A 12,669-nucleotide genomic window follows, 5' to 3' on the forward strand; every position below is an offset into this window, starting at 1 on the left:
ATGACATTCCGACATCAATTGATCAATGACCATGTTAAAGAAATAATGCATTTTTCCATTTCAATCGTTACTATCTAAAATAATACAGCCTATAAATCAATGTGGAATACAAGAAAACATTTAAATCATCGCCATCCCACCATTAATATGGAGCGTTTGACCTGTCATATAGGCCGCTTCATCGCTCGCTAGATAAACAGCAGCTGTGGCTATTTCTTGCCCGCTCCCCATACGCTTCATTGGAATCGCAGACATAATGGATTCTTTTTGCTTTTCATTAAGCTTATCTGTCATAGCGGATTTAATAAATCCTGGAGCAATACAATTGACCGTAATGTTTCGTGAAGCAATTTCTTGTGCCAATGCTTTAGAAAAACCTATCAAACCTGCTTTTGCAGCACAATAATTCGTTTGCCCAGGATTTCCAACAACACCAACAACAGATGTAATATTAATAATTCTTCCATAACGACGACGCATCATAAAATGCACTAATTCACGCGTCAAAAGAGAAGCCGCTGTTAGGTTAACTTCTAAGACGTCATCCCAGTCTTTATCTTGCATACGCACAAAAAGACCATCCTTAGTGATTCCCGCATTGTTAACCAAAATATCAACACCATCCATTTCTTTTTCTGCAATTTCAGCCAATTGTTTAATCGATTGACGTTCAGAAAGATTAGCGGGGAACACAAAAACATTCTGTCCTAATTCTGCTGCAACTCCTTTAAGCTTGTCTTCACGTGTTCCATGAAGTCCAACAATGGCCCCTCGTGCATGGAAACAACGTGCAATTGCCTCACCAATTCCTCCTGATGCCCCCGTTACAAGAGCTTTACGTCCTGTTAATCTAAACATTTTTTTAAACTCCTTCATAGATTAAACGCCAAGCATTCTTAGCGCTGATTCTATTTCATCAACTGTTTCAATCTTTATTCCCTTTATATCCTTGTTAATACGACGCGTTAAACCTGTTAATACTTTTCCAGAACCAACTTCAAAAAGCGTATCAACCCCATGAGAACCGATCCATTCTATTGTTTCACGCCACCGCACCCTCCCTGTTACTTGTTGAACAAGAAGAGTAGCAATACGCTCAGGATCACTTTCTGGTGCAACAGAAACATTAGCAATCAAAGGAATAATAGGGGCTACTTTGTTAACAGTCAAAAGCGCTTTCTTCATGGCATCCGCAGCAGACTGCATTAAAGACGAATGAAAAGGTGCAGAAACCGGAAGAAGCAGTGCACGTTTTGCACCTTTTGTTGATGCAATCTCTACCGCTGTCTCAACGGCTTTTACTTCACCTGAAATAACAATTTGCCCACCACCATTATCATTGGCAATTTGGCATAGTCCTTCTCCAGAAACAGTTTCACAAATTTCTTCTACCACGTGCTCTTCCAAACCAATAAGTGCTGCCATAGCGCCTTCACCAACTGGAACAGCGGCCTGCATAGCATTGCCACGAATGCGCAAAAGCCTTGCCGTATCTGTAAGACTGAATGTACCAGCAGCACAAAGAGCTGAATATTCGCCTAAAGAATGACCAGCAACAAACTTTATCTTTTCTTCTATACGAAGCCCTAATTGTTCCATCACACGAATGACAGCCATGGATACAGCCATTAATGCGGGTTGTGCATTGGCTGTTAACGTTAAAACATCTGCTGGTCCTTCAAAAATGATCTTTGATAATTTCTCACCCAAAGCATCATCAACTTCCTCAAAAACCATCTGCGCTGAAATAAATTCTTCTGTAAGCGCCTTCCCCATCCCAACAAGTTGACTCCCTTGCCCTGGAAAAATAAAAGCTGCACCCATTCATCGACTCCTAAAATTGTGCCATTAATTTTTTTTCTTTTGACCTTATTCATCCGCAAAAAGTCAAGATAAAGTGCTTTATTTAGAATGAATATCTCTCTTCAAATTATATTTTAAGGGTGGCATTTGATATAAAAACTTGGGGAAATATGGGGCTATAAACTGAATAACCCCCAGACTTATGAGACCTCCTAAAATTGTACCTGCTAAAATATCAAAGGGATAATGTACCCCCACAAAGATGCGTGCCCAACAGATCAAGCATAAAAACAACACAGCAAATTTAAAAGTACCTTTGTATCGGTAAAAATAAAAGCTTGCTGTATAAGATGCAATGGTCAAGGCATGATTACTAGGAAAAGAAGCTGTTGCACGATGTTTAATCAGCGGTGTCGTCAACCCCACAACGAATGGGCGTGGATGAAAATAAATGAGAGAAATAAGATAACCTATAAAAAGAGCTATGCAAATACTCATACAAATGCTTAACACGACACATCTTTCCCTTTCCCCACCACAAAACCACAGCACAAAAAGATGAAGGGGAATAACGTAAATTAAAAACTTTGCACAAAAAATACTCAACAAAACTAAAATTGACCAAGACTGATGATTGCCAACAAACATCTTAAAGAGCGTAACATCAATCTGGTTTAAAAAATCCATTTTTCTCTCCTTATCTGTATGTACAGTATTACCTCTTTGTGGAAGAGGGAAATATATTGGAAATATATCAAGATTTAATAAATCTATTTTTTTATGTGTATAAACTTGCTATTTAAAAAAATAACCTGTAGATATGAGGTGTTCGTTGCCGGCATTTAGCTGGAGGTTGAATGGAGGGCTGTGAGATATCAGTAGGAAATATAATGTTTCCGGCCTCCCGTGTCTCCGCTCTGAGATGTCTCAAGTTGTAAACGCGTCCTTTCTTCTTTGGATTTTCCAAAAAGGCAAGTCGCAGAGGCTTTGCGCTAAAACCGGCAGGATTTAATTGAAGAAAGGCAAAACAATGACTCTTTATGAACATATGTTCCTTGCCCGACAAGATATTGCATCGCAGCAAGTTGATGAACTTTTGAACCTTTACAAAGGTGTCATTGAAATGCACGGTGGAAAAGTTGGGCGTGTAGAAAATTGGGGACTTCGTCCTCTTGCTTATCGTATTCGTAAAAACCGTAAGGCTTATTATGTCTTAGTCAATATTGATGCACCAGCTAAAGCAGTTGCTGAAATGGAGCGTCAGATGCGAATCAATGAAGATATTTTGCGCTATATGACCATTCGTGTAGAAAAACACGAAAAAGAAAAGTCTGCGATGCTTTCACACCTTGATCGCAATACACACATTGGTCAGGCTGAAGAGCGTTCTCGTTCCTCACGTCATCAACGTGAAAACTCTATAGAAGAGGTAGAATGATGACTGATACAAATCAAAACTCTGCACGTCGCCCTTTTCATCGTCGTCGTAAAACGTGTCCTTTTTCAGGAGCTAATGCGCCTAAAATTGATTATAAAGATATCAAATTGTTACAGCGTTATATTTCTGAGCGTGGAAAAATTGTTCCTTCACGGATTACGGCTGTTAGTCAAAAAAAACAGCGTGAATTAGCTAACGCTATCAAACGCGCTCGCTTTTTAGGCTTACTACCATACGTTATAAAGTAAACAATCAAGACATTCTAGCAACTAGAGAAACTCTCTAGTTGCTTTTCTTGTATGATTTAGAAAAATAGCTTATTGTATCCTATATTAAGCTATTGAATATTAAAGTTGAGGTATCAACATGCCTCTAACTGCAGAAAGCAGGACAGCAATAAGTGATAAAAAATCGTATTGATGAGATATTATCTGGTGTTTTGGCAGGATTGTTTGCTGTTGTGGTAGGGATGGCAATCATCAGTGTTGCCAATATCGCTCCCTTTTTTTCTTTTCTTCTTGGCTGCTTTTTTTCATTGCCAATTTTTATTGTTGCGTTCAGTCAAGGAACATTTGCCAGCTTCGTTGCCTTAATAAGTGCGACTGTTATTCTTTTCATTGCCACGGATATCTACATTGCTCTTGGGCTTATGCTGTTATTTTTTCTTCCTGCTGTTTATGCCTCTTGGCTTATTGGATTGGCACGACCAGCGCAAAAAGAAAACACATTAATATGGTATCCATTATCATCCGTTATTTTTCATTTAACCAATTTTATTGCTCTTATAGTCACCTTCATTGTACTCTGTGTGAAAACCAGTCCAAATACCCCTCTCATTGCAAAAAAAGTCATTGAAAACATCGCACAAGCTCTACAACAATTGCCGTCATTACAAGAAGCTAATATGCTTAATTTTAGTGATTTTTTAATGGCACATGCTGCAACTTTAGCAGCTATCTCTCTGGCAATTTATAGTTTGATTTTCCTCATTGGTAATCTTTATTTTTCAATGATAACAGCCCAATATATGAAGTGGCTGAAAAGGCCTCGAGATGACTGGAGCAGAACTCTTCGCCTTCCAATTTCTGGAATTGTTATTTTCATCCTCACTTCTATCGCATCAATGACTGAATTGAACGATTCTCTTAATTTGGGTACACTTGTCTTTAGCTCTGCCTATACTGTCATCATATCAATTAGTGGTCTAGCCTATCTTCATAATATTACAAAAGGAGTCAACGGTCGGGTTATTATACTTTCTTTTGTTTATATTGCTATTTTGACTGTTGTTTTTTTCCCACCTATTTCTTTCATGATACTTTTGATGGGCATTTGGGCTTCTATTCAATACAACTTTCAATCACACAAAAAACTTCCCTAAATTTATTTGTTCGAAAGGAAAAACTATGGATATTATTCTACTTGAGCGCATTCCTCGTCTTGGTCAGATGGGTGATATTGTCTCAGTGAAAGATGGTTATGCACGTAATTTTCTCTTACCTCAAGGTAAAGCTTTACGCGCAAATGAAGCGAATAAAAAACACTTTGAGATCCAACGCGCACAACTTGAAGCACGTAATCTTGAACGCAAAAGCGAAGCACAAAAAATCGCTGAAAAACTTGATGGTCAATCATTTATTGCTGTTCGTTCTGCTGGTGAAACAGGACAACTTTATGGATCTGTGTCAACGCGTGATATTGCTGAAATCATAACAGATGAAGGATTCTCTATTGGTCGAAATCAAATTGAACTTAATCATCCAATAAAAATGATTGGTCTTCATACGGTTACTCTTAACCTCCATCCTGAAGTTCAAATTTCTGTAGTTATTAACGTTGCACGTTCTACCAGTGAAGCACAACGCCAAGCAGAAGGTGAAATGCTTACTTCTTCTGAAGAGATATATAATATTCAAGAAGAAATATTAGAAGAAAATCAGGAAGAATTGTTGGCAGAAGCAATTAATGACAACAATATAACCAATTCTCATCAAGAAGCTTAATTGCTCCTTTTGCTTTCTATTTTATATCTTTTATTCCATTTAAAATATTGGTCATAAAATACTCATGCTTTTAAACTGGGTATTTTATGGCTATTATATATAAAGAATCTAATTTTTATGAAGAATTAGAAATATATCATGTAAGCACATTCCATACTAGAAATGATAACAGCAATAAGGAGAAATGCTTTTGCTTCTTCAGTATAAAAGCAAAAAATAATTTAAAGCTCCACTCTTAAGAGTGAATTTTGTATGAACGGTAAATTAATGATATCCTTACGTGATCTGATTTCAATTATAAAATGCCATTCCACTTATATCGGTATTAGAATTTTAAGATCACATAACTTCAAAATACTTAAATTTAGAGTACCGAAACTTCCACTTAAAAAATCACATATTATAAAAATAGAACATACGAAATGGGTGTTATATTAATAATACACAAATGATAAATGAACCATTAGAAGAGGGTTTTTAAAAATTATAGATTTTAACTTAAAATGAAGCTTTGTAGCTCTATTCTTTTAATATACGATTTTAAATTTATCACCAAAGTCGCTAGACTTGGAATTTCAGTAGGAAAATATTATGGAAGAAACTAGCGTTGTTAATATCAGCTCTTCAAAAAAAGAAGATTCTTCTTCTTTTCGGCAACTTCCACATAATATTGAAGCTGAACAAGCATTGCTTGGTGCCATCTTTATCAACAATGATTCTCTCGACCGCGTTTCGGACTTTCTAAAACCAGAACATTTTTTTGAACCATTGCATCAAAAGATTTATGCTGTTTTATCTCACCTTATAAAAATAGGTAAACGTGTAGATCCGGTTACGATCAAGCCCTATATCCAAATGGAAGAGAAAATTGGAGATATTACTGTATACCAGTATGTTGTTCGCTTGGCCAAAGAGGCAGTCACTATTATTAACGCTGAGGATTATGGACGCGTTATTTACGACCTTTTTATTCGTCGTTCTTTGATTAACCTTGGAACTCAGGTTGTTAATACCGCCTTTGATGCTCCTGTAGAGCTTACGCCTACCCAACAAATCGAAACTGTTGAAAATCAGTTATTTGAGCTTGCAGAAAAAGGGAAATATGGAGGTGGATTCGAAAATTTTAATGAGGCTATCAAAAAAGCTATCGATATGGCAAGTGCCGCGAAACAGCGCTCTTCACAATTATCGGGGATAGCTACCCATATTAAAACACTTGATGAAAAAATGGGAGGCTTACAAGCATCTGACTTAATTATTCTTGCGGGACGTCCTGGTATGGGGAAAACCTCACTAGCAACCAATATTGCCTTTAATATTGCTAATGCTTATAATCATAATAGTAATAACCAAGAAAATGAGGGCGGTATTGTAGGATTCTTCTCCCTTGAAATGTCATCCGAACAGCTTGCAACACGTATTATTTCTGAACAAACAGAAGTTTCTTCTTCTGATATTCGACGGGGGAACATTTCAGATGAACAATTTGCAAAAATCATTCGTGCGGTAAACCAACTCCAAAAGGCCCCCCTTTATATTGATCAAACTGGGGGAATATCAATTACGCAACTGGCAGCTCGCGCACGACGTCTCAAGCGACAACATGGTTTAGACGTCTTGTTTATTGATTATATCCAACTCATGACAAGCAGTTCAAAACGTTCATCAGAAAATCGTGTTCAAGAGATCACAGAAATTACCACAGGATTAAAAGCATTAGCGAAAGAATTGAATGTTCCTATTATCGCTTTGTCACAACTTTCGCGTCAAGTTGAAAATAGAACAGACAAACGTCCACAACTCTCTGACTTACGTGAATCTGGTTCTATCGAGCAAGATGCCGACATCGTTCTATTTGTTTATCGTGAAGAATATTATTTCAAAAATGAAGAACCCAAATTGGGCACTCTTGAACATACAAAATGGCAAGATGAAATGGATAAAATTATGGGGAAAGCTGATGTCATTGTTGCAAAACAACGTCACGGACCAACAGGAATCGTGTCCCTTGCCTTTCAATCTGACTTTACACGCTTTAGTGATCTGGCAGATACCAATTATCTTCCAGAGCAAATTGGCTAAATTACCATGGTACGCAACCGTATTCAATTTATCTGTCAACATTGTGGAACCGTCCATTCCCGTTGGGCAGGAAAATGTAGTGCCTGTGGAGAATGGAATTCCCTTATTGAAGAAAATATAAATGGCGGCATAGGAAGTGGTCCTAAGCAGAATACGCGTAAAGGACGCATTATTGCCCTTACATCTCTTTCTGGAGATATCCAAAATGCTCCACGTATTCATTCAGGTATCGCTGAACTTGATCGTGTTACCGGTGGGGGTTTTGTCCGTGGCTCAGCACTCCTTGTTGGTGGTGATCCAGGTATTGGAAAATCAACATTGCTCACACAAACAGCTGCTGCTTTATCACGCAAAGGACATCATGTTATCTATGTCTCAGGTGAAGAGGCTATTGCGCAAATTTGTTTGCGCGCACAAAGGCTTGGTGCTCATAATACAGAGGTGAAACTTGCTGCTGAAACCAATGTTGAAGATATTCTTGCAACCTTAAGCGAGCATAAAAACCTTGATATGGTGATTATCGATTCGATTCAAACCTTATGGTCAGATTCAGCAGATTCAGCACCCGGCACTGTCACACAAGTCCGTATTGGTGCTCAGGCTATGATACGCTTTGCTAAGAAAACAGGGGCCGCTGTTGTTCTTGTTGGTCATGTGACAAAAGATGGGCAAATTGCCGGCCCGCGGGTCGTTGAACATATGGTTGATGGTGTTCTCTATTTTGAGGGTGAAGGAGGACATCATTATCGCATTCTTAGAACTGTAAAAAATCGCTTCGGACCAACAGATGAAATTGGTGTTTTTGAAATGTCTGATAAAGGATTACGCGAAGTGATAAATCCATCTGAATTGTTTTTAGGAGAACGCAATGAAAAAGCTCCAGGCGCAGCTGTTTTCGCCGGCATGGAAGGAACTCGCCCGATACTCGTGGAAATTCAAGCACTTGTTGCTCCCTCTTCCCTTGGAACACCACGACGTGCGGTTGTCGGATGGGATGGAAATCGTCTTTCTATGATTCTTGCCGTTTTAGAAGCCCATTGTGGCATTCGTTTTGGACAGCATGATGTCTATCTGAACGTGGCAGGTGGATATCGTATATCAGAACCCGCTGCTGATTTAGCTGTAGCCGCTGCTTTGGTCTCTTCTCTTGCCAATATCCCTTTGCCAACGGATTATGTATATTTTGGTGAAGTCAGTCTTTCAGGAGCTACTCGCGCTGTTGCACATTCAGCACAACGCATCAATGAAGCAAAAAAACTCGGTTTTCAGGGGGCGTTTCATCCCACGACAACAACCGAAATGATGCAGTCGCTCAATTTTCAACAAAAAACTTTCTCTGACCTTCCCGAACTTGTTGCCACTCTTACCGCAAGTAAAAAATGGTCTACACCACAGGCAGGATAATATAGAAAAAACGCTATAAAATACAAAATATCCTTGCTATAAGAATAAAAAATGACCTAACTAAAATATATTTGCACACAGATTTAAAGAACACAACTTTATGTATAAGGAACAAACAAATGATCATAACAATCCTTGATGGAATTGTCTTAGTAATCATCCTGTTGTCCGCTTTTCTTGCTATGCTTCGAGGTTTTTCACGTGAAGTGTTATCGTTGATTTCTTGGGCAATCGCAGCTGTTACGACACTGTTTTTATTCAAACCTGTCTTGCCTTTCTTTGAACAATATTTTTCTAATAAAATGATCGCATTGATCACAACATTGGTCACAATTTTTATTATTGTTCTCATTATTACTTCAATTATTACAATGAAGATCTCCGATTTTATTATTGATAGTCGAATTGGTATCCTTGACCGTACTGTTGGTTTTATTTTTGGAGCACTTCGCGGTTTACTGATTATGGTCATCGGTATATTGCTGATTAATGCACTTATTAAACCCGAGCACCAAGCAGACTGGTTAAAAAACGCCAAAACAAGGCCTATTTTAGATTCACTGGGACAAAAAGTTTGGGAAATACTCCCAAAAGATCTTGGATCTGTTCTCGAAAAGGCAGAAAATTTGTTTAAAGACAGCGATAAACATACAAATAAGCAACACCCTCATGAAAAAATACTTCTCAAAAATGGAGAATAGCTTTTCATAAGAAAAGAGAACTAAATGATGTAAAATGTGATGCGGATGATTCCTCTCTATCACAAATGAAAGGATATGATGATAAAAAGCGATATTTCTTGTCAAAAATTTTCATTAGATGATGATACCCTTCATGAAGAATGCGGGGTTTTTGGCATTCTTGGGCATGAAGATGCAGCAACATTAACCGCTCTTGGACTCCACGCACTTCAGCATCGTGGGCAAGAAGCAGCTGGTATTGTTTCTTACCATAATAAAATGTTTCATCAAGAAAAGCATTTAGGTCTTGTTGGTGATCACTATACAAACCCTGCAACGCTTGCGCGTTTACCAGGAAATCGTGCTATTGGACATACCCGTTATTCAACAACTGGAGAAGTGGCATTACGCAACGTTCAACCCCTTTTTGCTGAATTGAAAGTTGGAGGTATTGCTATTGCGCATAATGGGAATCTTACCAATGGTCTTACATTACGCCGTAAACTCATCGCTTCTGGTGCTATCTGTCAATCAACGTCAGATTCAGAAGTGTTTCTCCATCTTATTGCTCGCTCACGTTATGAATCTTCCTCTGATCGTTTTGTTGATGCGATTCGGCAAGTAGAAGGGGGATATGCTATGTTAGCACTCACACGGACAAAGCTTATTGCAGCACGCGACCCAACTGGAATTAGGCCTCTCGTGATGGGAGAACTTGATGGTAAGCCTATCTTTTGTTCTGAAACTTGCGCCCTTGATATTATTGGAGCAAAATATGTCCGTGATGTTAAAAATGGAGAAATCATCATATGTGAAATACAAAAAAATGGGGAAATTACGAAAAAAATTATACAATCAGAAAATGCAAAACCAGAAAAACTTTGCTTATTTGAATATGTTTATTTTTCTCGTCCGGACTCAATCGTTGGAGGGCGTAGTGTTTATACAACACGCAAAAATATGGGAATCCGTTTAGCGCAGGAAGCACCTTGTGAGGGTGATGTTGTGGTTCCGGTTCCAGATGGTGGAACACCTGCCGCAATTGGCTATGCACAAGAAATTGGAATTCCCTTCGAGCTTGGTATTATTCGCAATCACTATGTTGGCCGCACTTTTATCGAACCAACACAACAAATTCGCGCTTTTGGCGTCAAGTTAAAACATTCGGCAAACCGTCCTGTGATTGAAGGAAAACGTGTTATTCTGATTGATGACTCTATTGTACGAGGAACAACATCCCTTAAAATTGTACGAATGCTTCGCGATGCAGGAGCAAAGGAAGTTCATATGCGCGTCTCTAGCCCTATGATTTTCTATCCTGACTTTTATGGTATTGATACACCTAAAGCTGAAAGCCTTTTAGCAAATCAATATCCAGATTTAAAATCTATGTGCAATTTTATTGGAGCTGACTCTTTAGAATTTCTTTCAACGGACGGATTATATCTCGCTGTAGCAGGGGAAAAACGAAATAACGCCGATCCACAATTTACTGACCATTATTTTACTGGATATTATCCTACGCACCTGGTCGATCAAGAAAATCTCTCCAAAATTCATCAATCATCTGTTCTTAAAACAAGAGATTAATGATGACAAAACATGACTTTAGTCTCCATGGGCGCGTTGCGCTTGTTACTGGTGCATCAAGAGGGATTGGCTATTATTTAGCACTCGAGCTTGCTGCACGCGGGGCTCATATTATTGCTCTTGCACGAACAGTTAGCGGACTTACTGAATTGGATAATCAAATCCGAGAAAAAGGGGCTCTTGCTACCCTCGTTCCGCTCGATTTACATCATACGGAAAACATTGATGCTCTCGCACTCTCTATTGCCAATCGCTGGAAAAAACTAGATATTGTCGTTGCAAATGCAGGAATCCTTGGAACACTCTCACCAATAGCGCATATAGAAAACACGATCTTTGAAAATGTCTTTCAAATAAATCTTTTTAGCCAATGGCGCTTAATAAAAGCCGTTGAGCCTTTATTACGTGAATCTGATGCTGGACGTGCTATCCTGTTATCTTCAAGCGTTGCACATGTTGCACGCCCGTTCTGGGGGGCTTATGCAGCCTCTAAAGCAGCTTTAGAAATGATTGCCCGCTGTTGGGCAGAAGAACTCAAACAAACCCCTATCAAGATTAATTGTGTCAACCCCGGAGCCACACGCACTGCCATGCGCGCTGAAGCTATGCCTGGTGAAGATCCTCAAACGCTCCCCTCACCACAAGAGGTTGCAAAAAAAACAGTCCATTTGCTGTCACCTGATTTAAAGGAAACTGGAAAACTCTTTAATGTCCGTGAAAATCGGTTTGTGGATTATTATGCTCCTCATTGATCATCATCTGAAATGTAAATAGATGAATCTCTCTCTTTCCTGCACTTCTCAACAAAGGAATAAAGCAGTTTATGATTCTTGAATAGCTTTTTTAGCATCAACCTTTTTCTCTTCTAAAGCAGCCCGTTTATTATAAGCGATAAAACTACAGGGGAGAAAAATCATATAGCTAATAGCCGTAATCAATAAAGTTTTCCATGTGTAAGTCGCAAGAAAACCGACATAAATAACGATGATCAACATGCAAGGTATAACGATATCACGCCTCAAGTTTTGATCAATTGTCTTTGCATTCCACACTGGTAAACGACTAATCAAAAGAAAAGCAATAATGACTGTATAAAGACTAAAAAACAATGCCCACCCCCAATTGGGGACCAAACCAAGAGCACCTAAATAGGTAGGCAATAAAAGGAGTAATGCCCCTGCAGGTGCAGGAACACCAACAAAATAACTTTTCTGCCATTGTGGGATATCAGCATTATCCAACATCACATTAAAACGCGCTAATCGCAAACAACAAGCAACACAATAAACAAGAGCTGCAACCCAACCAATGTGATGTGCTTGATTCAAAATAAAGGAATAAACAATAAGCGCGGGGGTAACACCAAAATTGACAATATCAGCAAGAGAATCCATCTGTGCCCCGAAAGATGAACTACCATCTATTAAACGCGCAATGCGACCATCAGCACCATCTAGAACTGCAGCCAAAAGTACCATTAAAATAGCAGCTTCATAGCGATTCTCAAAGGCCAAGCGGATACTGCTCATCCCGGCACAAATTGCCAAAATAGTAATGATATTGGGAATAACATAGCGCATTGATGTAGGTGAGCGTCGCCGATTTGCAGTATCATCATGCTGCCCCTCAGGATTGAATGAAGAAAATGGCGAAAAATTTTTCATTGTGT

Annotated in this window: 13 protein-coding genes; 9 read left to right on the forward strand and 4 right to left on the reverse strand. The window is 38.8% G+C overall.

Translation table 11 applies throughout. The features are described 5' to 3' along the window. Positions 1-120: 120 nt before the first annotated feature. From fabG to PVV59_RS02580, 3 genes are all read right to left on the reverse strand, one after another. Positions 121-858, reverse strand: coding sequence for a 3-oxoacyl-[acyl-carrier-protein] reductase (fabG, locus tag PVV59_RS02570; protein ID WP_273754375.1), 738 nt, complete (start codon positions 856-858; stop codon positions 121-123). A 21-nt stretch (positions 859-879) separates the two neighbouring features. Beyond that, positions 880-1,824, reverse strand: a complete 945-nt coding sequence (gene fabD / locus PVV59_RS02575) for an ACP S-malonyltransferase (protein WP_273754376.1) — start codon at positions 1,822-1,824, stop codon at positions 880-882. A 78-nt stretch (positions 1,825-1,902) separates the two neighbouring features. Continuing rightward, positions 1,903-2,490, reverse strand: coding sequence for an undecaprenyl-diphosphatase (locus PVV59_RS02580; RefSeq protein WP_273754377.1), 588 nt, complete (start codon positions 2,488-2,490; stop codon positions 1,903-1,905). A gap of 343 nt (positions 2,491-2,833) precedes the next feature. On the opposite strand from PVV59_RS02580, the gene rpsF reads away from it, so the two are divergent. The 9 genes from rpsF (at position 2,834) to PVV59_RS02625 (ending at position 11,752) form a co-directional block, all read left to right on the forward strand. After that, positions 2,834-3,241, forward strand: a complete 408-nt coding sequence (gene rpsF, locus PVV59_RS02585; protein ID WP_273754378.1) for a 30S ribosomal protein S6 — start codon at positions 2,834-2,836, stop codon at positions 3,239-3,241. Beyond that, the gene (rpsR, locus tag PVV59_RS02590; RefSeq protein ID WP_005773744.1) at positions 3,241-3,489 is read left to right on the forward strand and encodes a 30S ribosomal protein S18; all 249 of its coding nucleotides are present in this window, start codon (positions 3,241-3,243) and stop codon (positions 3,487-3,489) included. The genes rpsF and rpsR overlap by 1 nt, the downstream gene beginning before the upstream one ends. 221 nt (positions 3,490-3,710) lie before the next feature. Beyond that, positions 3,711-4,622 (forward strand): hypothetical protein, encoded by a 912-nt coding sequence (locus tag PVV59_RS02595; protein ID WP_275046187.1) that lies wholly within the window; start codon positions 3,711-3,713, stop codon positions 4,620-4,622. Positions 4,623-4,647: 25 nt separating this feature from the next. Beyond that, positions 4,648-5,244, forward strand: a complete 597-nt coding sequence (gene rplI / locus PVV59_RS02600; protein ID WP_273754380.1) for a 50S ribosomal protein L9 — start codon at positions 4,648-4,650, stop codon at positions 5,242-5,244. Positions 5,245-5,835: 591 nt separating this feature from the next. Then, complete coding sequence (locus PVV59_RS02605) at positions 5,836-7,326, forward strand: replicative DNA helicase (protein WP_273754381.1); 1,491 nt, start codon at positions 5,836-5,838, stop codon at positions 7,324-7,326. A 6-nt stretch (positions 7,327-7,332) separates the two neighbouring features. Beyond that, on the forward strand, positions 7,333-8,730 hold the full coding sequence (radA, locus tag PVV59_RS02610) for a DNA repair protein RadA (protein WP_273754382.1): 1,398 nt from the start codon (positions 7,333-7,335) through the stop codon (positions 8,728-8,730). A 119-nt stretch (positions 8,731-8,849) separates the two neighbouring features. Beyond that, the gene (locus PVV59_RS02615; RefSeq protein WP_273754383.1) at positions 8,850-9,431 is read left to right on the forward strand and encodes a CvpA family protein; all 582 of its coding nucleotides are present in this window, start codon (positions 8,850-8,852) and stop codon (positions 9,429-9,431) included. 78 nt (positions 9,432-9,509) lie between these two features. Then, positions 9,510-11,000, forward strand: coding sequence for an amidophosphoribosyltransferase (gene purF / locus PVV59_RS02620; protein WP_273754520.1), 1,491 nt, complete (start codon positions 9,510-9,512; stop codon positions 10,998-11,000). Positions 11,001-11,002: 2 nt separating this feature from the next. After that, on the forward strand, positions 11,003-11,752 hold the full coding sequence (locus PVV59_RS02625; RefSeq protein WP_273754521.1) for an SDR family NAD(P)-dependent oxidoreductase: 750 nt from the start codon (positions 11,003-11,005) through the stop codon (positions 11,750-11,752). A 69-nt stretch (positions 11,753-11,821) separates the two neighbouring features. Here the strand turns inward: PVV59_RS02625 and pssA are convergent, their stop codons facing one another. Then, positions 11,822-12,664 (reverse strand): CDP-diacylglycerol--serine O-phosphatidyltransferase, encoded by an 843-nt coding sequence (pssA, locus tag PVV59_RS02630; protein WP_273754385.1) that lies wholly within the window; start codon positions 12,662-12,664, stop codon positions 11,822-11,824. Between the last annotated feature and the right edge of the window lie 5 nt (positions 12,665-12,669).

The sequence above is a fragment of the Bartonella sp. MM73XJBT.G genome (assembly GCF_028618435.1).
In the GTDB taxonomy this organism is placed as follows: domain Bacteria; phylum Pseudomonadota; class Alphaproteobacteria; order Rhizobiales; family Rhizobiaceae; genus Bartonella.

Coding starts and splice junctions, on each gene's coding strand:
- purF (WP_273754520.1), top strand. CDS start 9,510: ATGATAAAAAGCGATATTTCTTGTCAAAAATTTTCATTAGATGATGAT.
- PVV59_RS02580 (WP_273754377.1), bottom strand. CDS start 2,490: ATGGATTTTTTAAACCAGATTGATGTTACGCTCTTTAAGATGTTTGTT.
- pssA (WP_273754385.1), bottom strand. CDS start 12,664: ATGAAAAATTTTTCGCCATTTTCTTCATTCAATCCTGAGGGGCAGCAT.
- fabD (WP_273754376.1), bottom strand. CDS start 1,824: ATGGGTGCAGCTTTTATTTTTCCAGGGCAAGGGAGTCAACTTGTTGGG.
- PVV59_RS02615 (WP_273754383.1), top strand. CDS start 8,850: ATGATCATAACAATCCTTGATGGAATTGTCTTAGTAATCATCCTGTTG.
- rpsF (WP_273754378.1), top strand. CDS start 2,834: ATGACTCTTTATGAACATATGTTCCTTGCCCGACAAGATATTGCATCG.
- rpsR (WP_005773744.1), top strand. CDS start 3,241: ATGACTGATACAAATCAAAACTCTGCACGTCGCCCTTTTCATCGTCGT.
- radA (WP_273754382.1), top strand. CDS start 7,333: ATGGTACGCAACCGTATTCAATTTATCTGTCAACATTGTGGAACCGTC.
- fabG (WP_273754375.1), bottom strand. CDS start 858: ATGTTTAGATTAACAGGACGTAAAGCTCTTGTAACGGGGGCATCAGGA.
- PVV59_RS02625 (WP_273754521.1), top strand. CDS start 11,003: ATGACAAAACATGACTTTAGTCTCCATGGGCGCGTTGCGCTTGTTACT.
- PVV59_RS02605 (WP_273754381.1), top strand. CDS start 5,836: ATGGAAGAAACTAGCGTTGTTAATATCAGCTCTTCAAAAAAAGAAGAT.
- PVV59_RS02595 (WP_275046187.1), top strand. CDS start 3,711: ATGGCAATCATCAGTGTTGCCAATATCGCTCCCTTTTTTTCTTTTCTT.
- rplI (WP_273754380.1), top strand. CDS start 4,648: ATGGATATTATTCTACTTGAGCGCATTCCTCGTCTTGGTCAGATGGGT.